The organism is Nocardia sp. MH4 (assembly GCF_019266065.1).
GTDB lineage: Bacteria > Actinomycetota > Actinomycetes > Mycobacteriales > Mycobacteriaceae > Nocardia > Nocardia canadensis.
Map to the genome: position 1 here is coordinate 40,345 of NZ_LPNR01000118.1, position 23,693 is coordinate 64,037.

The following is a 23,693-nucleotide window of genomic DNA, read 5'->3' on the forward strand; positions in this document are numbered from 1 at the left end:
GGGTTATTTATTCGTGCCCTGGGCGCGAATCGTTTCGCCGCCTCCGTGCAATATACCAAGACAGGTGGGATCCAACTGAGCCGTCGGGGTCGTCGAATGTGGCCGATGTCGAATCCTCCTGAGTAGAAAAGGGCTTTGAGCTGGCCCTTTGTCCTTCTATAGCAGGAGTCGGCAACATGGTGCATAGCGCTGGAGTCGTCAATGGGCCGGGCTGCCTCGAATATTCGAGTGGCCCGCTACTCGCGTGCACGGCGATGCTTCGGAGAATGCTCGACCTCGTGATATGGCGAGGTGAATCATGACCGAGGTAATTTTCGGATCCCGCTCGGGAATGAGCTGGTACCCCCTGTCGACTGCCACGGAGAGCTCGCGTTTCACGCAGGCCACCCTGGACGGGGTCCGCGCCTGGGCACGCGACCATCTGACCCAGCCGCTCGGCGAGATCGGGCGCGACGGTCCGGTCTGCCCGTACGTCGGCCCGGCGATGCGACGCGACCTGATCTGGGTCGGCCGGGTCGCGGGCGCGCGACCGTGGCCCGCCTACGTGCGGCTGGTGTTGTCCGACGCGCTGGAACTGTTCCCGAAGCTGCCGCCGGACGTCGGTGGCGCCGCCGTGCTGCGCTGCCTGGTGACCGCGATGCCCGAGCTGCACGACTACACCCTCATCGACGACCTGCACGACCAGCTCAAATCGGAATTCGTCGAACGCGGTCTCATGCTCGGGCAGTTCTACCCCGGCTGCACCCAGCCGGGACTGTGGAACCGGGAGTACCACCCGCTCGACTCGCCGATTCCGATGCTGGTGGTGCGCACGATGATGGCCACCGACTTCCCGTTCCTGATCGCGCGGCCGGAGTGGATGTCGGCCTACGTCAAGAAGTTCGCGCCCGGCCTACCCGCGCATGTGCGCCGGGTCGTGGTGGGCAGGCTCATCGCGAACGCGAGTACCGAGGTACCCGCGTACTACGACGAGGAACTGCACGGGATCAGTGCGGGGAGCGCCGGGCGATGACCCGCGAACTGTCCACCGCGCCGGCGCCGGATCCGGCAGCGGTCGAGGAGTTTCCGCTCTCGCCCGCCCAGTTGGGCATGTGGTACGCCCAGCAGCTCGACCCGGCGGTGCCGCTGTACGAGGCGCAGTACATCGACATGCGCGGCCCCCTCGACGTCGACCTCCTGATCGCGGTATCGCAGCAGGTGAGCCGGGAGTTCGAGTCCGGGCTGTTGCGGCTGGTCGACACCGACGAGGGCCCGCGTCAGATCGTCGACCGGCGGATCGATCTGACGATGGCCGTCCTGGACTTCAGCGACGCCACCGATCCCGAGGCCGAGGCGATCCGGTGGATGCGCGCCGATGTCGCGGCGCCGATCGATCTGCTCGGCGACCGGCTGGTCATGTCGGCCCTGCTCCGCGTCGCACCGCAGCGGGTGCTGTGGTATTCGCGCGCCCACCACATCGTCATCGACGGTTTCGCGTCGGCGTCGGCGCTGTACCGGGTCGCCGAGCTCTACAACGCGGCCCTGGCCGGGCAGCCGCCGAAGCCCAGCGTCGCGGCGGGCCTGCGCGCGGTGCACGAGGCGCAGCTGCGCTATCTCGACAGCACCCGCTGCGCCGCCGACGCCGCGTACTGGGAGCAGCGGATCGCCGAGATGCCGCGTCGGTGCAGTCTGGTCGACGCCCCCGCGCCCGCCCACGCCCTCGGCCGCCAGCACCGCGCCGAACTCTCGCCCGCGGCGAAGGCGCGCCTGGACGCGGCGGCCGCCCGCTACGGCGTCGGCACGGCCGGGCTGGTGATGACCGCGCTCGCCGTCTACTACGCGCAGGCCACCGGCACCGAGGACGTCGTACTGAGCCTGCCGGTGTCCGGCCGCACCACCGCCATGCTGCGCCGTTCCGGCGGCATGCTCGCCAATGTGGTGCCGCTGCGGGTGCCGGTCCGCGCGCACAGCACCGTCGCCGAGCTGGTCGAGGTCATCCGGGTCGAGGTCTCGGGCGCACTGCGGCATCAGCAGTTCCGGCACGAGGAGATCCGCCAACATGACGGGGGCGCCGAGGGCGGACGCGGGTTCGTCGGCCCGGTCGTGAACATCATGCTGTTCCCGACCGAGGTCGACTTCACCGACGTCGAGACGAGCCTGCACGTGCTGACCTCGGGCCCGATCGAGGACCTGTTCGTCAACTTCTACCAGCACGGCGCGAACAGCCCCGTCCACGTGGACTTCACCGCCAACCCCGATCTCTACGACGCCGAAACCCTGGCCCGCCACCACGATCGGTTCCTCGCGCTGTTCGCCGCGATCATCGACGCCGATCCGGCCACCGAGGTGCGCGCGCTCGACTACTTCCTGCCCGACGAGCGGCCGCTGCGCGCCGGGTTGCGCGGTGCCCCCGCCCCCGCGCCCCGGCTGCTCGGGGATGTGCTCGACGAGGGGATGATCACGGCGGGTCCGGCGGCGACGGCGGTGGTCGCCGGCGATTGCGTTCTCGATTACGGTGCGCTGGATCGGCTTTCGGCCCGGTTGGCCCATCGACTGGTCGCGGCCGGTGCGGGTCCGGAGGCGGCCGTCCTGGTCGCGCTGCCGCGCTCGGTGGAGTCGGTGGTGGCGTTCTGGGGCGTGGCGCGTTCGGGTGCGGCGTATGTGCCGGTCGGCGTGCAGAATCCGGCGCCGCGCCTGGCGGTCATGGCGGCGGAATGCGGTGCACGGCTGGGTGTTACGACGTCGGACCGGCGCGCGGACCTGCCCGACACGGTGACCTGGATCGCCGTCGACGAGCTCGGCGAGGACTACCCGTGCACCGAGCCGTTGCCCCGGGCCCGCATCGACAACCCCGCCTACATCGTGTTCACTTCGGGCTCCACCGGTACGCCCAAGGGCGTCGTGGTCACCCATGCGGGCATCGCCGGACTGGCCGATGCCGTCCGCGACGCCTACGGCGCGGACCGTGACTCCCGTGTATTGCACTGTCTCAACCCGAGTTTCGACGCGTCCCTGCTCGAGCTGCTGGTCGCCTTCACCGTGGGGGCGACCCTGGTGATCACCGACGCGGCCGCGGGCGCCGAACTGGCTGCCGCGATCCACGAGGCGGCGATCACGCACCTGTGCTCCACGCCCGCCGTGCTGTCGTCGCTGCCGCCCGACGCGCTCGACGGCGTGCGCGCGGTGTCCACCGGCGGGGAGACATGCCCACCCGAGGTGGTGGCGCGTTTCGGCACCGGCCGCGCGCTGATCAATTCCTACGGACCGTCGGAAACCACGGTGGCGGCGACCTTCACCGCGCCGCTGGCGCCCGATCGGCCCACGGGTATCGGGTCACCCGTGCCGGGTGTCACGCTGCATGTCCTCGATCACCTGCTGCGCCCGGTGCCCGCCGGGACGCCCGGCGAGCTGTTCATCGCGGGCCCGGGGCTGGCGCGGGGCTACGCCGGTCGTGCGGGCGTGACCGCCCAGCGGATGGTGGCCGATCCGTTCGGCGCGCCGGGTGCCCGCATGTACCGCTCCGGTGACCTGGTCCGGTGGCGTGCCGTCGACGGCACCTTCGTCCTGGACTATCTGGGCCGCACCGATTTCCAGGTGAAGCTGCGCGGGATGCGGGTGGAACCGGGGGAGATCGACGCCGTGCTGGCGACCTGCCCCGGAGTCGACTTCGCGGTGACGGTGGTGCGGGCCGGTGCCTCGGGGCGGGACATGCTCGCGTCGTATGTGGTTCCGGTGCACGGGACGACGGAGCTCGACGGCGCGGCGCTGCGCGAGTTCTGCCTGCACCGGCTGCCCGGACACCTGGTGCCGAGTTCGGTCACGGTGCTCACCTCGCTGCCGCTGACCGGCAACGGCAAGGTCGACCGGCGCGCGCTGCCCGAACCCGCGGTGGCGCCTTCGGCACCGGCCGCGGCGGGACCGGAGCGGGCGCTGTGCGCGCTGTTCGCCGAGGTGCTCGGGGTCCCCGAGGTGGGGGCGCGGGCGTCGTTCTTCGCGCTCGGTGGGGACTCGATCCTGTCGATCCAGCTGGTGTCGCGGGGCCGCGCCGCCGATCTGGTCTTCTCGGCGCGCGATGTGTTCGAGCATCCGACCCCGGCCGAGCTGGCCGCCGTCGTGGCGGTGCCGGGGGAGCGCACGGTGCTGCGTGAATTGCCCGGTGGCGGTGTGGGTTCGGTGCGGCGGACGCCGATCGTGGACTGGCTGCTGACCCGGCCGGGCTGGCAGCGGTTCGCCCAGACCATGGTGCTGGCGCTGCCCGCGGACATCGATCGTGCCCGGCTGGTGCGCACGCTGCAAGCCGTCGTCGACCGGCACGACATGCTGCGTGTTCGCGTCGTCGACGGCGATCGGCTCGAGGTCGCCTCGCCCCGCACGATCGACGTGTCCACCCTCGTCGACCACCGCCCGCGCGCCCGGATCGCCCGCGCGGACATCGCGGCGGCCACGGCGGCGGCAGTGGATCGGCTCGACCCCACCGGGGGCGGTGTGCTCGCCGCCGGGTGGCTCGATCCGGGCGGTCCCGGTGGGCGGTTGGTCCTGGCCGTACACCACCTGGCCGTCGACGCGGTGTCCTGGCGCATCCTGATCGCCGATCTGGTCGCCGCGTGGACCGCGGTCGAGGTGGGCGCTCCGGTGCAGCTGCCGCCGGTCGGCACCTCCGTGCGAACCTGGGCGCAGGCACTCGACTGCCTGGCCGACGCCGCGGAATGGACCGACCAGCTGGACTACTGGCGCGCCGTCCTCGACACTCCCGAACCGCGCCTGGGCGAGCGCGCCCTCGACCCGGCCCGCGACGTCGGCGCGCGACTCGACCGCATCGAGATCGTGATCCCGACCGCGACCGTCGCCCCGCTGGTCGAGCACCTGCCGACGGCGCTGCGCTGCGGTCTGGAGGAAGCCCTGCTGGCCGCCCTGGTCGCGGCCGTGCGCGAGCACCGTGGCGAGCCAGGTCCGGCGCTGCTCATGCTGGAACGGCACGGCCGCGACGAGACCGTCGTGCCCGGGGCGGATCTGTCGCGCACGGTCGGCTGGTTCACCAGTCAGTTCCCGATCGCGCTCGACCTCGGCGCCGATACCGAACCGCTGGCCTGGGTGGCCGCCGTGAAGGAGCAGTCGCGTGCGGTGCCGCGTGGCGGGTTCGGGTTCGGCCTGCTGCGGCATCTGTGGCCCGCCGGTGCCGACAGTCTGCGAGCGGCGGGGAGTCCGCAGATCGGGTTCAACTATCTGGGCCAGATCTCCGGTGCCGACACCGAAATACCTTGGCTCCCGGTCGATGTGGCCGATCAGCTCGGCGGGGCCGGTGACGGCGAACTGCCCGCGTCCACGGTGCTCTCGATCGACGCGGCGACCCTGAACAGCACGGAAGATCTTGTGGTGCGGGCGGTCTGGCGGTTCCCCGCCGAGGTCATCGCCCGCGAGACGGTGGAGCGGATCGCCCGCCATTGGGTGTCGGCGCTGGCTGCGATCGCCCGAGCCGTGGTCGCGCCGGGCGCGGGCGGACTGACACCGTCGGATCTGCCGCTGGTGCGGGTCACCGGCGGTGAGCTCGACCGGTGGCGGCGCCGCTACGACGGCATCGCGGACGTCTGGCCGTTGTCGCCGTTGCAGCAGGGCCTGCTGTTCCACACCCGGCTGGCCGCCGGACACACCGACAAGTACGTCGTGCAATCGGAGTTCGCGCTGGCGGGCCCGGTGGACCTGGAGCGGCTCCGGTGCGCGGCCACGGCCCTCGTGCATCGGCACGCCGCGCTGCGCACCGCGTTCGTCACCACGGCGAACGGGGTGGTGCAGGTGGTGCTCGACGAGGTCGACGTGCCGTGGCGGGTACTCGACGCCGACCCGGCCGACCGCGCGGCGCTCGCTGCGGCCGAACTCGCCCGTCCCTTCGATCCCGAACAGCCACCGCTGCTGCGGTTCCTGTGCCTGCGCTGCGGACCCGACGACATGCGCCTGATCGTCACCAACCACCACCTCGTCCTCGACGGCTGGTCGATGCCGCTGCTGCTGGGTGATCTGCTCGCTCTCTACGACGGCACCGCGCCCCTGGACGAACCGGTGCCTTACCAGCGCTATCTGGAGTGGCTGGACCGTCAGGACCGGGTCGCCGCGCGGGCCGCGTGGTCGGACGCGCTCGCCGGACTCGCAGGCCCGACCCTCGTCACCGCGGCGCGCGCCCCACGGACGCACGGCACCGAACCGGCCGACCTGCGCCGGGAGGTGCCGCTGTCGGCGGACGCCGCCGCGCTCGCCCGGCACCGCGCGGCGGGTATCACCCCGAACACGGTGGTGCAGACGGCCTGGGCGGTGCTGCTGGCGGAACTGACCGGGCACACCGACGTGGTGTTCGGGGCCACCGTGTCCGGTCGCCCACCCGAGCTGCCCGGTGCCGATCGGATCGTCGGCATGCTGGTGAACACGATTCCGGTGCGGGTCGGCCTGCGCCCGGACGAGCCGGTCGGCGCGCTGCTGGCGCGCGTCCAGCGCGAGCAGGGCGCACTCCTCGACCGGCACATCGTGGGACTCGCCGAGATCCAGTCCGCGGCCGGGCTCGGCCCGCTGTTCGACACCGGCATGGTCTTCGAGTCCTACCCGATGGACGCCGAGGCCCTGCGCGCGGCCTCGGCGCAGGCGCGTTTGCGCGTCACCGACTTCCACGGCCGCGACGGCACCCACTACCCGCTGTGCCTGGCCGCCCACGACCGGGCCGGCCTGCGCCTCTCCCTCACCTGCTCGGACCGGTACTTCGACGACGCCGAGGCCACCGCGCTCGCGGATCGCCTGTCCCGCATCCTCACCTGCCTCGCCGACCCGGCCACCCCGGTCGCCGCCGTGCGCGGCCTCGCGGGCGCCGAGGTCCTGCGCACCCGGCCACAGCCGATCCAGCTGCTGCCGGAACTGCTGGCCGCCGGAGTGTCCGCAGGGCAGACCGCCGTCATCGGATCGTCTGTCGCGCAGGCGATTCAAGCGGGCGGACCTGGGCCCGTGAAAGTCGGCGCGTCCGACGAGCTCGAGCCGGACGATATTTCCGGGCGCGAATCCGCCGGCGGTGCGACTGCCGAGCCGGAGCCGGAGCCGGAGCAGGTGCTGGAGCGGGGGCTGGGGCCGGTGCAAGTGCCGGTGCCGGTGCCAGGGTTGGAGCCGGAGCAGGTGCCGGTGCAGGGACCGGAGTCAGGGCCGGTGCCGGGGCTAGAACTCGGCGCGAGGGCGGCGGTGGTCGAGCTCGGGTACGCCGCGCTCGACGAGCAGTCGAATCGCTTGGCGCGCACCCTGATCGCCGACGGTGCCGGGCCCGAGGGCGCGGTGCTGGTCGCAATGCCTCGGTCACCGGAGTGGTTGGTGGCCGTTTGGGCGGTCGCCAAGTCGGGTGCGGCGTTCGTGCCCGTCGACGTCGACCACCCGGTCGACCGGATCGCCGCCGTCGCCCACGGCAGCGGCGCCCGGCTCGGCATCACCGTCGCCGCGCACCGGAAGACATTGCCGGACACAGTGTCCTGGCTGGTGCTCGACGACGACCCGGTCGCCACCCGTGTGGCCGCACGCCCGGCCGACCCGGTGACCGACGCCGACCGGACCCGCCCGCTGCATGCCGGGCACCCCGCCTACCTGATCTACACCTCCGGCTCGACGGGCACACCCAAGGGCGTCGCGGTCACCCACGCGGGACTCAGCGGGCTCGTCGCCGGCGTCGCCGCGCGGCTGCGTCCCGGCCCACGCGACCGCTTCCTGCTGTGTATGAATCCCGCCTTCGACGCCTCGATCCTGGTGTGGCTGAGCTGCTGTCACGCCGGCGCCACACTCGTCGTCGCCACGTCGACGGCCACGGCGGGCGACGAGCTCGCCCGCGTGATCACCGATCATCGGGTGACCCACCTGATCGCACCGCCCGCCGTCCTCACCACGCTGCCCACCGCGGCCGTCGCCGGGGTCCGCGCGATCGTGACCGGCGGCGAGCCCTGCCCGCCCGAACTCGTCGCGCGCCTGGGCACGGGCCGGACGATGCTGAACTCCTACGGCCCCGCCGAGTCGACGGTGGCGGTGACCCTGAGCGCGCCGCTGACCCCGGACGACGCGGGCGACCTCGGCACCCCGCTCCCCGGGTGCGGCCTCGCGGTGCTCGACAGCTGGCTGCGGCCGGTGCCGCGAGGCGCGGTCGGCGAGCTGTACCTGATCGGTCCGGGCCTGGCCCGCGGCTATACCGGCGCCGCCGCGCGCACCGCGGAGCGCTTCGTCGCCAACCCGTTCGGTACCCCCGGCGAGCGGATGTATCGCACCGGCGACTTGGTGCGCCGGACCTCGTCCACCGGGCTGAACTATGTGGGCCGCAACGACTCCCAGGTGCAGTTGCACGGCATCCGGGTAGAGCCGGGCGAAGTGGACGCCGCGCTGCTGGCCGCGCCCGGCGTCGCGCTCGCCGTGACGGTCCCGCGTCCCGGGCCGACCGGTGACCAGACGCTGGCCTCGTATGTCGCGCCGGTCGCCGGGGCCGAGCCGAGCCCGACGGCGCTGCGCGAGTTCCTGGTACGGCGGCTGCCCCGGCACCTGGTGCCCGCAACGGTCACGCTCCTGGACGCGCTGCCGGTCACCGGCAACGGCAAGGTCGACCTGCGCGCGCTCCCGGAACCCCAGCACACCAGCGCGCCGTACGTCGCCCCGGTCGGCGCCGAGCGGCTGGTCGCGCAGGCCTACGCCGCCGTCCTCGACCACCCGGAGGTCGGCGCCGACGACGACTTCTTCGCCCTCGGCGGCGACTCGCTGTCCGCGACGCGCGTCGCCGCCCGCCTCGGCGCGGAGCTGGGCGTACAGGTCCCGCTGCGGCTGCTGTTCGAGGCGCCGACCGTGCACGGGCTCGCGGCCCGGCTGGGCGGTGCGGCCGCGCTGCCCGCCGGGGTACTCGGCGGGCCGAGCACGGGGCCACGCCCCGACCGGATCCCGCTCGCGCCCGCGCAGCGGCGGATGTGGTTCGTCAACCAGTACGACCCGGCCTCCGGCGCCTACAACATCCCGGTGGTGCTGCGGCTGACCGGACGGCTCGACCTCGCCGCGCTGCGGGCGGCCCTGCTCGACGTGGTCGAGCGGCACGAGGCGCTGCGCACCGTGTACCCCGGCCACGATGGCATCGGCTACCAGGTGGTCGTGGCGCCGGACGACCTCGCCGACCGGATCGAGGTCACCGACATCGACCCCACCCGCCTGGCGGCCGCCGTCCTCGCCTGTGTCACCGAGGGTTTCGATGTCGCCGCCGCGGTTCCCTTGCGGCTGCGGCTGTTCCGCGTCGGTCCCCAGGAACACGTGCTGGCCGTGGTGGTGCACCACATCAGCGCCGACGGCTCCTCGATGGGGCCGCTCGCGCGCGACGTGATGACCGCCTACGCCGCCCGCGCCGCCGGGTCGTCTCCCGCGTGGCGGGCGCCGGCGGTGCAGTTCGCGGACTACACCCTGTGGCAGCGTGATCGGCTCGGCAGCCCCGACGATCCCGAGGCGCTGTCGGCGCGGCAGCTGGCCTATTGGACCGACACCTTGGCGGGACTCCCGGACCGGCTGGAACTGCCCGCCGATCGTCCCCGCCCACCGGTCGCGTCCCTGCGCGCGGGCACCGTCGCCCGCACCGTGGATCCGGAGCTGCGAGCCGGGCTGGAACGTCTCGCCGCCGCCCGCCGGTGCTCGCTGTTCATGGTCCTGCACAGCGCCCTGGCGGTGCTGTTCGCCCGCCTCGGGGGCACCACCGACATCGCGTTGGGCACGCCCGTCGCGGGTCGCGGGGTGGCCGAACTCGACGAAGTGGTAGGCATGTTCGTCAATACGGTGGTGCTGCGCACCGAGGTGCCCGCCGCGCTGCCGTTCACCGACCTGCTCGACCGGGTCCGCCGTACCGACCTCGATGCCTTCGCCCACGCCGACGTCCCCTTCGAGAACCTCGTCGACCTGCTCGAACCCACCCGCTCGGCGGCCCGCCATCCGCTGATCCAGGCCATGTTGATCTTCCAGAACCTGGGCCGCGCCGAGTTCGCGCTACCCGGTCTGGGCGTCGAGGCACTCGAACTGGACCAGCAGAGCCTGCGCTTCGATCTCAGCGTCACCGTCGGTGACGACGGCGCCGAGGGATTGGCGGTCCGCCTGGGCTACGCGACCGACCTGTTCGACCCGAGCACCGCCGCCCGCTTCGCCGACCGCTGGCTGCGCATCCTGCGCGCCGTCGTCGCGAATCCCGCCGTGCCGGTGGGCGATATCGGCCTGCTCGATGCCCGCGAGCGCACGATCCTGCCCGGTGCCGCACTGCCTGCCGTCGTCGCCCCCGCCGTCCTGCCCGATCTGCTCGCCGCCGCCGTCACCACGAACCCGGACGGTGTCGCCGTCATCGACGGGCCGACCCACCTCACCTACCGTGACCTGGACGAGCGCTCGAACCGCTTGGCCCGCACCCTGATCCGCTGCGGCGCGGGTCCCGAGACCCCCGTGGTCATCGCCGTCCGCCGCAGCGCCGCCTCGGTCACCGCCGTCTGGGCCGTCGCCAAGACCGGCGCGCCCTTCGTCCCGGTCGACCCCGCCTATCCCGCCGACCGCATCGCCCAGATCGTCACCGACTCCGGCGCCCACCTCGGCATCACCACCCGCGACGCCACCGCCGTCGATCCGTGGCTCGACGCTCGGACGGCAGCGGGCAGGGCTCCCGGATCGGTGGTGCCGGGCGCGGACGCGATCCCCGCGTTGCGGTGGCTGTTCCTGGACGACCAGGTCGCGGGGGACCTCACCGTGTCGGCCGCGCCGATCGACCCCGCCGAACGCCTGGCACCCCCGCGACCGGCGCACGCCGCCTACCTCATCTTCACCTCCGGATCGACCGGCAGGCCGAAGGGCGTCGTGGTCACCCACGCCGGGCTGGCGAATCTGGTCGCCGCGCAGCGGGAACGGATGAGTATCACCAGCGACTCGCGCGTACTGCACGTGGCCTCGCCGGGTTTCGACGCCGCCGTGCTGGAACTGCTGCTGGCCACGGGCGCGGGCGCCGCCCTGGTGGTCGCGGGGCCGACCGCGTACGGCGGGGCCGAGCTCGGCGAGCTGCTCGCCGGGGAACGGGTCACCCATATCGCGCTCACCCCCTCGGCGCTGAGCTCGGTGGACACCGTCGACTACGAGCACCTGCGGGCCATCGTCACCGGCGGCGAACCGTGCCCGCCGGAGCTGGTGCAGCGGTGGGCGGCGCCGGGGCGGGTGCATTTCAACGACTACGGGCCGACCGAGGCCACCATCTGGGCAACCGGCGCGGGCCCGCTGCTGCCCGGCGGCGAGATCACCATCGGCACACCGATTCCGGGCCTGGCCGCGCTGGTGCTCGACGAGCGGCTGCACCCGGTGCCCGATGGCGTCACCGGCGAGCTGTATCTGGCCGGGCCCGCGCTCGCCCGCGGCTACCAGGGCCGCGCCGATCTCACCGCCGCTCGTTTCGTCGCCGACCCGTTCGGCGGCCCGGGCGAACGGATGTATCGCACCGGTGATCTCGTGCGCCGCCGCGCCGGCGCGCTGGACTACCGCGGCCGTGGCGACCTCCAGGTGAAACTGCGCGGCCTGCGCATCGAACTGGGTGAGATCGAATCGGCGCTCATCGCGGACCCGGCGGTGCGGCAGGCCGCCGTCGCCGTGTACACCGACCCCGCCGTCGGCGAACTGCTCGTGGCCTACCCGGTGCCCGAACAGCCGGGAACGCTCGACGTCGACGCGGTGAAAGCGGCGCTGGCGCTGCATCTTCCGTCGTACATGGTGCCCTCGGCCTTCGTCGTCCTCGACGCGCTGCCGCGCACCGCCAACGGCAAGCTCGACCGGCGCGCGTTGCCCGCTCCCGACCTCAGATCCGGCCGGTTCCGGGCTCCGGTCACCGCGGCCGAGCGGGCGGTGGCCGACACCTTCGCCGACCTGCTCGGCGTGCCGAAGGTCGGCCTGGACGACGACTTCTTCGCCCTCGGCGGCAACTCGCTGATCGCGACCAGGATCGCGGCCCGGCTCGGCGCGGCCCTCGATACCCGCGTTCCGGTGCGCACCGTCTTCGACGCGCCGACCGTCGCCGAGCTGGCCGCCGCTATCCGCGCCGACGCGCGCCCGCCGGGCCCGCGTCCGGGCCCACGGCCGCGCTCCGACCGGATTCCGCTCTCGGCCGCGCAGCGGCGGATGTGGTTCCTCAACCGCTACGACCCGGATTCGCCCGCCCAGAACGTGCCGATCGCCGTCGAGGTGGACGGCGAGATCGACCCGGTGGTGTTGCGCGCCGCGGTCGCCGACGTCGCGGCCCGGCATGAATCGCTGCGCACCGTATACCCCGTCGCCGCCGACGGTGACCCGTACCAGGATGTGCGCGCCGACGCCCGGGTGCCGGTGCGGGTGTCGGCGATCGAGCCGGACGGTATCCGGGCGGCGGTGGCGGGTGAGATCGCCCGGGGCTTCGACCTCACCACCGAAGTGCCGGTGCGGGTTGGCCTGTTCCGGATCGCCGCGCAGCGGTCGGTCCTGGCGGTCACCATGCACCACATCGCTTCCGACGGCTGGTCGCTGGCACCGCTGACCCGCGACGTCGCGATCGCCTACGCGGCGCGCCGCGCGGGCACCGCCCCGGCGTGGGCGCCGCTGCCGCTGCAGTACCCCGACTACGCGCTGTGGCAGCACGAAGTGCTCGGCGACGCGGACGATCCCGGCAGCGTGGCGTATCAGCAGCTGGCGTACTGGCGCGACCGCCTCGCGGGACTGCCCGAGGTCTCGGCGCTGCCCAGCGACCATCCGCGCCCGGCGATCCTCACCCACCGGGCGGGACTGGTCGAATTCGAGATCGACGCGACCGTCCAGATCCGGCTGCGCGAACTGGCCCGCTGGCACGGCGTCAGCGTGTTCATGGTGGCGCACGCGGCGCTGGCGGTCCTGCTGGCGCGGCTGTCCGGGACCGAGGAGGTGGCGATCGGTTCGGTCATCGCGGGCCGTGGCGCCGGTGAACTCGACGATCTCATCGGCATGTTCGTCAACACCCTGGTCCTGCGCAGCCGGGTGCGGTCCGCGGACACCTTCGAGGCGCTGCTCGCCGCGACCAAGGACGGCGACCTGGACGCCTTCGGCAATGCCGATGTCCCCTTCGAACAGCTCGTGGAAGTGCTGGCCCCCACCAGGTCCACCGCGCACCACCCGCTGTTCCAGGTGCTGCTGGTCTTCCAGAACTTCGATCGGGAGTCGTTCGATCTGCCCGATCTGCACGTCCGGCCGATCGAGATGCCGCCGGTCGGCGCGAAATTCGACCTGGAGTGGATGCTGGCCGAGGAGTTCGGTCCCGACGGCGCGCCCGCGGGCATGTCGGGCACCCTGACCTTCGCCCGCGACCTGTTCGAGGAATCGACCGCGGCGACCATCGCGCATCGCTTCGTCGACGTGCTCGACGCGGTCACCGCCGATCCCGGCCTGCTGGTCGGCGCGCTCGATGTCACCGCGCCACCCGGCACCGTCGTGCACGCGCTCGCGCCCGCGCCCGCGCACCGCGTCGACCTGCCGTACCGGCCGCCGGTGACGCCGACCGAGCACGCCGTGGTCACCGCGTTCGAGACGGTGCTCGATGTCGACCGGGTCGGCCTGGACGACAACTTCTTCGAGCTGGGCGGCACCTCCATGGTCGCCATCCGGTTGGTCGCGCAGGTGCGCGAGCTGCTCGACTTCCCGATGCCGGTGCAGTGGATGTTCGGCGACCCGTCGCCGGGCGCGCTCGCCGAGCGGATCGCCGTGTCCGGGGACACCCCCGTCGATCCGGCCCTGCGGACGCTGCTGCCGCTGCGTTCCGGCGGCACCGGCCCGGCCCTGTTCTGCGTGCATCCGGCGATCGGCGTCGCCTGGTGCTACGCGGGGCTGTCCGCTCAGCTCGACCCCGGCTATCCGGTCTACGGCCTGCAATCACCCGGGATCGCGGCCGAACGACCCGACCGGCCGCTGCGCGAGCGGGTCGCGCACTACGCCGACGAGATCCAGGCGACCCAGCCCGACGGACCGTACCGGCTGCTCGGCTACTCCGCGGGCGGCCCGATCGCCCACGCGCTCGCGGTGGAACTCCAGCGCCGGGGCGCCCAGGTCGACGCGCTGATCATCCTGGACGGTCGGGCCGACGTCGACCCGGCCAGCGCCGCGGACATGCCGCCGATGCAGGCCCTACTCGCCGAGTTCGGCGGCCTCGATCCGGCCCGGCTCGGCGGCGGCGACCAGGCCGAACAGGCCGCCCGACTACTACGCGCCGGCGCTGCCGCCGACGCCGTCGATCGAATCGCGCCGACAGCGTCGTCGGCCGATTCCGCGGGGTATCGGGGTACTGCCGCACCGCTGCCCGGCGCCGACAACGAGGTCGGCGCCGGCCCCGGCAACCCGGCCGCCGGACTCCTCGACACCATCAGCGCGGCAGACCTGCGCCGGCTCTACGCCGACTACCAGCAGATCGTCCGCGAAGCCGCCGGCTACGCGCCGGGCGTGTTCGACGGCGACCTGCTGTTCTTCAGCAGCACCAGCGCCCGTCCCGGCTACGCGCCCAACGCCGACACCTGGCGCCCCTACATCAGCGGCGAGATCATCGACCATCAGACCGGGCACGAGCACAACCGGCTCACCGGCCCCGAGGCGCTCGCCGTGATCGGCCCGATCCTGGCGGGCTACCTGCGGCGCTAGGCGACCAGGTCGGCGTACTCGCGGTGCTCGGCGATGTACTTCTCCACGTACCAGCAGGTGGGGATGACCTGGTAGCCGGCGGCGCGGGAATCGTCGAGGCCGAACTTCACCACGTCGGCGGCCACGCCGCGGCCCCGGTACTCCGGGAAGGTCATGGTGTGGTGGAAATCGCGGACCTTGGGGTCGTCCCGTTCGGCGTAGTCGGCGTATCCCGCGAGGACGTCGTCGTGATAGATCTCGTAGCGGGTATCGGCGACGTTGTGCTCGAGCCTGGTGGTCATACCGGATGCTAACCCGGTGCCGGGACGGGTTGTTCCGCTAGAGCACCGCACCGGGGTTGAGGATGCCCTCGGGGTCGAGCGCGTCCTTGATCCGGCGGGTCAGCGCCATCACCTCGGGACCCACCTGATCCGGCAGCCACGCCTTCTTCAATCGGCCGACGCCGTGCTCGCCGGTGATGGTGCCGCCCAGCGCGATGGCGAGGTCCATGATCTCGCCGAAGGCGCGGTGCGCGCGGGCGGTGTTGTCTGGGTCGGTGGGGTCGTGCACGATCAGCGGGTGGGTGTTGCCGTCGCCCGCGTGCGCGATGACCGAGACCAGCACGTCGTTGCGTTCCCCGATGGCGGTGATCCCGGTGATCAGATCACCCAGCCGGGGCAGCGGGACGCCGACGTCCTCGAGCAGCAGCGGTCCGATCCGCTCCACAGCGGGGATCGCGAATCGCCTTGCGGCGGTGAAGGCTTCGCCCTCGGCGGGATCCTCGGTATCGAAAACCTCGGTCGCCCCGGCCTTCTCGCACAGCGACACCATCAACCGCGCTTCGTGCGCGGCGAATTCGCCCGGCGCGTCGGACCGGGCGACCAGCAGCGCGGCGGCGGTGCGGTCCAGCCCCATCCGCATCTCGTCCTCGACGGCGTTGATCGCAACGGTGTCCATGAACTCGAGCATCGCCGGGCGCAGCGTCGAGGTGATGGCCAGGATCGCGTCGGTGGCGGCGGTGAGCGAGCCGAAACTCGCGACGACGGTCGCCTGCGGCGGCTGGGCGGGCAGCAGGCGCAGGGTCAGTTCGGTGATCACCCCGAGCGTGCCCTCGCTGCCGACGAACAGCTTGGTCAGCGACAGTCCGGCCGAGTCCTTCAGCCGCGGTCCGCCCAGCCGCACGGCGGTCCCGTCGGCCAGCACCACCTCCATGCCGAGCACGTAGTCGGTGGTGACGCCGTACTTCACGCAGCACAGCCCGCCCGCGTTGGTCGCCGCGTTGCCGCCGATGGAGCACATCTCGAACGAGGACGGATCGGGCGGATACCACAGGCCTTCCGCCGCGACGGCCCGCTTGACCTCGGCGTTGAGCAGCCCGGGCCCGACGACGGCGGTCCGGGTGACCGCGTCGACGCTGATCGCGCGCATCAGCTCGGTGCTGAGCACGATCCCGCCGTCCACCGCGGTCGCGCCACCGGACAACCCCGACCCGGCCCCGCGCGGCACGACGGGCACCCGCCCCGCGTGCGCCCACCGCAGCGTGGCCACCACGTCGGCGGTGTCGCGCGCCCGCACCACCGCCAGCGGCGTGCCCGCGTCCGGATCGCGCGCCCAGTCCTGCCGGTACCCCGCCAGCAGATCGGGATCGAGGACCACAGCCCCCTCGGACACCGCGGAAATCAACGACTCGAGGTCAACCCTGCTCTCGTCCACCTACTCAAATTAACCCGCGACGACCACCCCGCGTCGGTACTCCGGCCGGACTCGTGAGCAGCGCTGACCCGCCGTGGGAGCGAGCTGGTCACCTGACCGACGTGATGTGCGCCCGACCAAGTGAATTTGCGCATGATTGTGATCCGGCGCGCCCGGTTGGTGTATACGGCGTCCAACCCGTCACAATGCCCATAGCGGGTGTGTCCGTCGGCGATCGGCCGTCGCGCACCCGGCGTGTTTCGCATTCCGCTCTACGGTGCGCTCGCTCGCGCATCGCACACACCGACGCGCCGCGTCGCACCGTACTCGCCGGGAGGGGCCGGAAGATGAAGGAACCGCAGGACCGCAACGAGTTGGTCGGCGCGCTGCTCGCCGCCGAGTTTGCCGATGCCGGGATCGACCCCGATGCCATGCGCCGGGTGCGCGACGGCGAACACGAGGAGTGGCTGTCCGCGCTGGAGGCCACCGGCATGTTCGGCATCCGCGCGCTGGCCGAGATCGCCGGTGAATGGTCCGCCGAACCGCGCCTGCTGCGGGACGCGCTGCTCGCCGAGGCCGACGAGTTCACCCGGCGCCGCTGCCTGGCCGCCTGGACCGCGCTCGGCCGCCCGGTCGTCGAGCAGCCGACCGCGCACGCGGTGGCCGTCGCCGTCCCGCACTGAGGCGGCGCACGCGCCCGTTTGCCGACTGCTCATCTCGGCGTCATCTCGCGCTGGCAGGCTGACGGCGTGGAGCAGCACGCGAGTGTCACCGACTCGATCGCCGACCGGTTCACCCGCTGGTGCGAGGCCGTCGTCGCCCGCCTGCCGTTCGGGCTGGACCGGATCGTGCCCGCGACGCTGCTCGGCTTCGGCCTGATCAACAGTTTCACCTTCGGTGTCGACCTGCTGCTGCTCACGCTGCTGCACACCGGGCTCGGGGTGCCGGTACCGGTGTCGATCACGCTGGCCTATGTCGCCGCCTTCGGCCTGGCCTTCCTGCTCAACCGCTCCTTCAACTTCCACTCGCACGCGCCGATGGGCACGCAGGCCGTGGTGTACGCGGCGGTGGTGCTGGTGAACTATCTGGCCTTCATCCTCGGGGTCGGCTCCGGTCTGGTAGCGCTGGGCATGGAGTATCACCTCGCGCGGCTGGCCGCCGGGGCCTGCGAGGCCGTCTACATGTACTCCGCGATGCGCTGGATCGTGTTCCGGCGCAAGCGATCAGCGGATCCGGTCGGCGCCGGGCGCTGAACCGCCGCGCAGCACCTCGGTACGGTCGCCGTCGACCAGGACGACGTCGTCGTCGGTGAGGGCCCAGTGCGGGGTGCCCTCGGCGCGATAGCGGGCCAGCAGCTTCGCGGACTCGCCGTCGGGGTCGGTGGGGGAGTCGAGATGAACCACGAGCGGCCGGTCCACCACACCCAGTCCGTCCCATCGTGATTCGACGCCGGTGGCCGGACGCACCTCGGCGGGGTCGTCCATCGTCTCCAGGCCGTGCAGGTCGGGGGCGAGCAGGCAGGCGCCCGCGCTGTAGCCCGCGTAGACCAGCGCGTCCTCGGCGAGCAGCGCGGGCAGCACGGAATCGGCTCCGCTGCGGGCGAATTGGGCCCGCAGGACGAAGGTGTTCCCGCCGCGCACCCACACCATGGCGAACGCGCGCAGACGCCGCTCCAGTTCACCCGGCGCGCCGAGGTGGTCGCGCAGGTCGACCACTTCCGGCGCGTACCCGTGCTGCCGCAGCGGGGTCAGGTCACTGGCCACCGCCGACGACCACGCGGCAGGCCACGCGTCACAGGCGTTGGGGATCACCGCGACTCGGCCGCCCGGCGCGCCGACGAGCCCGGCGAGCCGGTCGGCGAAGGCGCCGAACCGATACGACGCCAGGAACAACCGCATCAGATGGTGAAGGCCAGGTTCTGCACGAGGCGCTCGCCGAGGGCCCTGTCACCGGTCACGGTGACCTCGTCACGGTGCGCGTCGGCGGTGGTCCGCCCGCCGCGCAAGCGCGCGAAGAGCCCGGAATCCATGCTGATCACGGCGTTCGGTTCGGCGTCGGCGGCGTCGAGCACCGCGCCGCGGCCGTCGAGCACCCCGAGGTGGATCTGCCGGGTGACCGGGCCGGTGAGGTCGAAGGTCAGGCGCGCGCCGTCGGGCGCCTTGGCCCCCTTCACCACGGCCCGGCCCAGCCCGATGGTGAGTTCGGCGAAGGCGGTCTCGGCGCGCGCGCCGCCCTCGGACACCGGGCGGCCGATGCCGTCGGCGAGGTCGAGTTCGTGCATCCAGCAGTCGAACAGGCGCACCCGCATGAACCGCCCGTAGGGCACCTGCCCGACCGGCGACACGGTCGGTGTCTGCCAGGCCTGCTCGTCCATCGCGGCCAGGGCGGCTCGCCGGCGATCGGTGACCTCGTCGAACAGCGCGAGCAGCCGCTTGCCGGACAGCGGGCGTAGTCGGTCGATCCAGATCTCGTTGAGCACCGCGACCTCGTTGCGCACGTGCGGCAGGGTCCGCACGTCGGTCTTGGGCCGCAGCGGGTCGTGCGGGGGCGGGGTCTCGCCGAGCAACCACGACTCGGTGCCGATCACATGCGCGACCACGTCGAACAGCGTCCAGCCCGGCAGCGGCGACGGCTTGCGCCACGCCTTCTCGTCGAGGTCGGCCACCAGGATGCCGATGGCCTCCCACTGCTGGGCGAGCAGGTCGGTCAGCTGCTCGCGGTCGGGCGTGCCCTCGGTCATCCCTGTGCTCCTTCAGCGTCGAGCGCCGTGAGTCCGGCGCGGATCGCGGCCGCGGTCGAGTTCGGTTCGTGGGGGCGGCGCAGCAGGAAGCCCTTGGCGAAGCTGAGCTTGTCCCCGTGTCTACGCGGCACCACGTGCAGGTGCACATGGCCGACGGTCTGGAAGGCCGCGATTCCGTCGTTGAGGATGAGATTGGCGCCGTCGCTGCTCAAGTCGCTACGGCGCAGGGCGCGCGCGAGCCGGTGCCCGGTGCGGAAGAGTGTCGCGCCCAGATCGGGGGCGAGATCGTCGAGCTCGGTGGCGTGCTGCTTGGGAACGACCAGGGTGTGCCCGCGGGTGATCGGCCTGATGTCGAGGAACGCGCACACCGCGTCGTCCTCGTAGACCTTGGTCGCGGGCGCGGCACCCGCCACGATCCGACAGAAGACGCAGTCGTTCACAGCGACGACCCTACGGTGTGGCGTGGGTCGCGCAACAGTCCGAACCCCGCACCGACATGACGCGCGTCACGTATGTCGAGTAACCGGTCGGCTGACCAGCATTCGGACGTGGAAGTAAGTAGCCCACCTTCATGTGCGGTCTTGTCCGGCCCTACCTGCGGCGACGAATGTGATCATGGCCGCGGGGCCGCGGCCGCCGTGCGGAAAGGTCGTCAACTTGGCGAAACGGGTCGGGTCTGTCCTATTTCCCAGTGGATGGTCCAGCCCGCCGATGTGACGGGCATCTCGGCTAGGCTCACCGCGAGCCGAGTACAGTAGCGAGGATTTCAGCCGAACCTACTCGCAAGTAACGTCGGCTGACCCGTTGTTCCCCGGCTCGAAGCCAGCACAAGAAGGAAGTCTGACTAGTGGAGACAACGCAAAACGTGGGCGAGGGTTCGCCGCGCGGCGCGCGTGTCGGAGTCGTTCGCGAGTCCGGCCCGGGTGAGCGGCGGGTCGCATTGGTGCCCAAGATCATCCCCGCCCTGTCCAAGCAGGGTGTCGAGGTGGTCGTGGAAGCCGGTGCCGGCCTCGGCGCCCTCATCCCCGACGAAGCCTTTGTCGAGGCGGGCGCGACCATCGGTGATCCGTGGTCGGCCGAGGTCGTGGTCAAGGTCGCCCCGCCCAGCGATGCCGAGGTGGCCAAGCTGTCCTCCGGACAGACTCTGATCGGGTTCCTCACGCCCCGCAACGCCGAGAACCAGATCGGCGCGCTGCGCTCCGCCGGTGTGCAGGCCTTCGCGGTCGAGGCGATTCCGCGTATCTCGCGCGCGCAGGTGATGGACGCGCTGTCCTCGCAGGCCAACGTCGCCGGATACAAGGCCGTGCTGCTCGCCGCCTCGGAGTCCACCCGCTTCTTCCCGATGCTGACCACCGCCGCGGGCACCGTGAAGCCGGCCACCGTGCTGGTGCTCGGTGTCGGTGTCGCCGGTCTGCAGGCGCTGGCCACGGCCAAGCGCCTCGGCGGCCGCACCACCGGCTACGACGTGCGTCCCGAGGTCGCCGACCAGGTGCGCTCGGTCGGCGCCCAGTGGCTCGACCTGGGCATCGACGCCGCCGGTGAGGGTGGCTACGCCCGCGAACTCACCGACGACGAGAAGGCCCAGCAGCAGAAGGCCCTCGAAGACGCCATCAAGGGCTTCGACGTGGTCATCACCACCGCGCTGGTGCCGGGTCGTCCCGCGCCGCGCCTGGTCACCGCCGCCGCCGTGGAGGGCATGAAGCCCGGCAGCGTGATCGTCGACCTGGCCGGGGAGACCGGCGGCAACTGCGAGCTCACCGAGCCCGGACAGACCGTGGTCAAGCACGAGGTGACCATCGCCTCGCCGCTGAACCTGCCCGCCACCATGCCCGAGCACGCCAGCGAGCTGTACTCCAAGAACATCGCGGCCCTGCTGGAGCTGATGCTGGTCGACGGCAAGCTCGCGCCCGATTTCGAGGACCAGGTGCTGGCCGATTCCTGTGTCACCCGTGAGGTGGAAGCCTGATGTACACCGAACTTCTCGCCAATATCGCGATCCTGGTCCTGTCCGGATTCGTCGGCTTCGCCGTCATCTCCAAGGTCCCCAACACCCTGCACACCCCGCTGATGTCGGGCACCAACGCCATCCACGGCATCGTGGTGCTCGGTGCGCTGGTGACGCTGGGCAACGTGAAGGACCCGTCCCTGCTGGTCCAGATCATCCTGTTCGTCGCCGTGGTGTTCGGAACGCTGAACGTCATCGGTGGCTTCGTGGTCACCGACCGCATGCTCGGCATGTTCAAGGGTAAGAAGAAGGCGGCCGAGTGATGCACGCAGTCGACAACATGACCTACCTGGTCAACGGCCTCTACATCGTGGCCTTCTCCATGTTCATCTACGGCCTGATGGGCCTGACCGGTCCGAAGACCGCGGTGCGCGGCAACCAGATCGCCGCGGTCGGCATGGCCATCGCCGTGATCGCCACGCTGATCTCGGTGCGCCACGCGGACCTGATCAACTGGATCCTGATCGGCGCGGGCCTGGTCGTCGGTGTGGCACTGGGTGTTCCGCCCGCCGTGCGCACCAAGATGACCGAGATGCCGCAGCTGGTCGCCGCGTTCAACGGTGTCGGTGGTGGCACGGTCGCGCTCATCGCGTGGGCCGAGTTCATCGACAGCTCGGGCTTCTCGGCGCTGCACGACGAGCCGAACATCCACATCATCATCGGCTCGCTGTTCGCCGCGGTGATCGGTTCGGTCTCGTTCTGGGGCTCGATCATCGCCTTCGCCAAGCTGCAGGAGATCCTGTCCGGCAAGCCGATCAGCGTCGGCCGCCTGCAGCAGCCGCTGAACCTGCTGCTGCTCGTCGGCGCGATCGTGTGCGCCGTGGTCATCGGCCTCGGCGCCGACAACGGCGGCGTCTCGCAGCTGTGGATGATCGGCCTGCTGGTGCTGGCCGGTGTGCTCGGCCTGATGGTCGTGCTGCCGATCGGTGGCGCGGACATGCCGGTCGTCATCTCGCTGCTCAACGCCCTGACCGGGCTGTCGGCCGCGGCCGCGGGCCTGGCGCTGAACAACACCGCGATGATCGTCGCGGGCATGATCGTCGGCGCGTCCGGCACCATCCTGACCAACCTCATGGCCAAGGCCATGAACCGCTCCATCCCGGCCATCGTCGCCGGTGGTTTCGGTGGCGGCGGCGGTGCGGCCGGTGGCGGCGCCGGTGGCGAGAACAAGCAGGCCAAGGCCACCTCGGCCGCCGACGCCGCGATCCAGATGGCCTACGCCAACCAGGTCATCGTGGTGCCCGGCTACGGTATGGCCGTCGCCCAGGCCCAGCACGCGGTCAAGGAGATGGCCTCGCTGCTCGAGGGCAAGGGTGTCGAGGTCAAGTACGCGATCCACCCGGTCGCCGGTCGCATGCCCGGGCACATGAACGTGCTGCTGGCCGAGGCCGAGGTCTCCTACGACGCGATGAAGGAAATGGACGACATCAACGGCGAATTCGGCCGTACCGATGTGGTCCTGGTCATCGGCGCCAACGATGTCACCAACCCGGCCGCCCGCGAGGACAAGTCCAGCCCGATCTACGGCATGCCGGTCCTCAACGTCGACCAGGCCAAGAGCGTCATCGTGCTCAAGCGCTCGATGAACTCCGGCTTCGCCGGCATCGACAATCCGCTGTTCTACGCCGATCACACCTCCATGCTGTTCGGCGACGCCAAGAAGTCCGTCGGTGCGGTCACCGAGGAACTCAAGGCGCTGTAAGTCGCCACGTCCCGGGGCCCTTGCCGTTCATCGCGAACGGCAAGGGCCCCTTGCGTTGTCGGCTCAGAACAGCCGGTTGTACTTGCGGGTCCCCGGGAGATCCGGATAGGGGCAATCGGCGGAACCGGTGCGCAGGGTCGCGGTGGCGTCATCGGGGGCGATCCACTGGAGCTTGCCGCTGTCCAGCCAGGGTCTCAGATCGAAGTCCTTGCTGTTGGAGCCCCAGTTGTCGTCCCAGGCGGCGTACCGGCCCGGAGCCCGAACGACGTCGTAATGGTCACTGCCCCACACCGGTTCGAGCGCGATGCCGCGCGGCCGGTACACGGAGCAGTGGTAGGTGATCGGCCAGCCGGTGTGCGGACCGACCCGCAGCTGGGTGATCACGGCGCGTATCTCGGGATGGCCGAGTACCTGGGGATACACATAGGGCACGTCGGGGCCTACGCGGCGGGCGAACGGCGCGGGCGCGGGCGGGCCGTCGAGCCGCATCGCACCGGCCATCAACAACCAGGTGTGCGGTACGGGGTCCAAGCGGCGAACCGGGTTGGACGACATCCAGAACCACCCGTCGACATCGACGATGTCGAGCGGCCAGTACACCAGCTGTCCGGTGAACGCGCACCGCGAGACCACGATGTCGGGCAGCAGTTCCTGGTACCGGGCGTGGAGCGCGGAGAAACGCTGGTAGGCCGCCCAGCCGTCGTCGGTGGCGCCCAGCTCCTGGTAGCGGGCGGTGAAGTGATTGCCTTCCGCGAGCAGAGCCGAACGCTCGGTGACGAACGGCTCCACTCCGACGATCTTGCGCACCGTTGACCCCCCACTCCCACGCGACTGTCGCGGAACCGACTGTGCCACAGCCGGAATCCTCGGCCAACCCGTCCGTGCGTGGTGCGGTGCCGCCGAAACGCGGCCACCCCGCCCGCTGG

At 71.7% G+C, this 23,693-nt stretch carries 13 protein-coding genes; 7 read left to right on the plus strand and 6 right to left on the minus strand.

Features of this window, described 5'->3' with window-relative positions:
- The first annotated feature begins 298 nt into the window (after positions 1-298).
- Together ATM97_RS26580 and ATM97_RS26585 are read left to right on the plus strand one after the other, a co-directional pair.
- Positions 299-1,012, plus strand: coding sequence for a DUF6875 domain-containing protein (locus ATM97_RS26580; RefSeq protein WP_255588469.1), 714 nt, complete (start codon positions 299-301; stop codon positions 1,010-1,012).
- Positions 1,009-14,649, plus strand: coding sequence for a non-ribosomal peptide synthetase (locus tag ATM97_RS26585; protein WP_218720928.1), 13,641 nt, complete (start codon positions 1,009-1,011; stop codon positions 14,647-14,649). Before ATM97_RS26580 ends, ATM97_RS26585 begins: the two co-directional genes overlap by 4 nt.
- Here ATM97_RS26585 and ATM97_RS26590 read toward each other — a convergent pair.
- Complete coding sequence (locus ATM97_RS26590) at positions 14,646-14,930, minus strand: GNAT family N-acetyltransferase (RefSeq protein ID WP_218720929.1); 285 nt, start codon at positions 14,928-14,930, stop codon at positions 14,646-14,648. The genes ATM97_RS26585 and ATM97_RS26590 overlap by 4 nt on opposite strands.
- A 37-nt stretch (positions 14,931-14,967) precedes the next feature.
- On the minus strand, positions 14,968-16,299 hold the full coding sequence (locus tag ATM97_RS26595) for an FAD-binding oxidoreductase (RefSeq protein ID WP_374104907.1): 1,332 nt from the start codon (positions 16,297-16,299) through the stop codon (positions 14,968-14,970).
- 368 nt (positions 16,300-16,667) lie between these two features.
- On the opposite strand from ATM97_RS26595, the gene ATM97_RS26600 reads away from it, so the two are divergent.
- Together ATM97_RS26600 and ATM97_RS26605 are read left to right on the plus strand one after the other, a co-directional pair.
- On the plus strand, positions 16,668-17,003 hold the full coding sequence (locus ATM97_RS26600) for a hypothetical protein (RefSeq protein WP_218720931.1): 336 nt from the start codon (positions 16,668-16,670) through the stop codon (positions 17,001-17,003).
- Between the two features lie 66 nt (positions 17,004-17,069).
- Positions 17,070-17,573: a GtrA family protein gene (locus ATM97_RS26605; RefSeq protein WP_218720932.1), complete on the plus strand. Its 504-nt coding sequence runs from the start codon at positions 17,070-17,072 to the stop codon at positions 17,571-17,573.
- Here ATM97_RS26605 and ATM97_RS26610 read toward each other — a convergent pair.
- From ATM97_RS26610 to ATM97_RS26620, 3 genes are read right to left on the minus strand one after another with little or no spacing between them, the layout of a single operon-like run.
- Positions 17,544-18,218, minus strand: a complete 675-nt coding sequence (locus ATM97_RS26610; protein ID WP_218720933.1) for a Type 1 glutamine amidotransferase-like domain-containing protein — start codon at positions 18,216-18,218, stop codon at positions 17,544-17,546. The two genes, ATM97_RS26605 and ATM97_RS26610, sit on opposite strands and share 30 nt — an antisense overlap.
- Positions 18,218-19,060: a maleylpyruvate isomerase family mycothiol-dependent enzyme gene (locus ATM97_RS26615; protein ID WP_218720934.1), complete on the minus strand. Its 843-nt coding sequence runs from the start codon at positions 19,058-19,060 to the stop codon at positions 18,218-18,220. Before ATM97_RS26615 ends, ATM97_RS26610 begins: the two co-directional genes overlap by 1 nt.
- On the minus strand, positions 19,057-19,500 hold the full coding sequence (locus ATM97_RS26620) for an HIT family protein (RefSeq protein WP_218720935.1): 444 nt from the start codon (positions 19,498-19,500) through the stop codon (positions 19,057-19,059). The genes ATM97_RS26615 and ATM97_RS26620 overlap by 4 nt, the downstream gene beginning before the upstream one ends.
- 407 nt (positions 19,501-19,907) lie before the next feature.
- Here ATM97_RS26620 and ATM97_RS26625 point away from each other — a divergent pair, with 407 nt between their 5' ends.
- The 3 genes from ATM97_RS26625 to ATM97_RS26635 are packed head-to-tail and all read left to right on the plus strand — an operon-like array spanning position 19,908 to position 22,767.
- Entirely contained in the window at positions 19,908-21,026 is a 1,119-nt protein-coding gene (locus ATM97_RS26625) for a Re/Si-specific NAD(P)(+) transhydrogenase subunit alpha (protein WP_218720936.1), read from the plus strand.
- Positions 21,026-21,328 carry an NAD(P) transhydrogenase subunit alpha gene (locus tag ATM97_RS26630; RefSeq protein WP_019045334.1) on the plus strand — a complete coding sequence of 101 codons (303 nt, stop codon included), beginning with the start codon at positions 21,026-21,028 and terminating at the stop codon, positions 21,326-21,328. Before ATM97_RS26625 ends, ATM97_RS26630 begins: the two co-directional genes overlap by 1 nt.
- A 17-nt stretch (positions 21,329-21,345) precedes the next feature.
- Positions 21,346-22,767, plus strand: a complete 1,422-nt coding sequence (locus tag ATM97_RS26635) for an NAD(P)(+) transhydrogenase (Re/Si-specific) subunit beta (protein WP_218720975.1) — start codon at positions 21,346-21,348, stop codon at positions 22,765-22,767.
- A gap of 63 nt (positions 22,768-22,830) precedes the next feature.
- On the opposite strand, the gene ATM97_RS26640 is transcribed toward ATM97_RS26635, so the two are convergent.
- The gene (locus tag ATM97_RS26640; RefSeq protein ID WP_218720937.1) at positions 22,831-23,574 is read right to left on the minus strand and encodes a hypothetical protein; all 744 of its coding nucleotides are present in this window, start codon (positions 23,572-23,574) and stop codon (positions 22,831-22,833) included.
- Positions 23,575-23,693 lie beyond the last annotated feature (119 nt).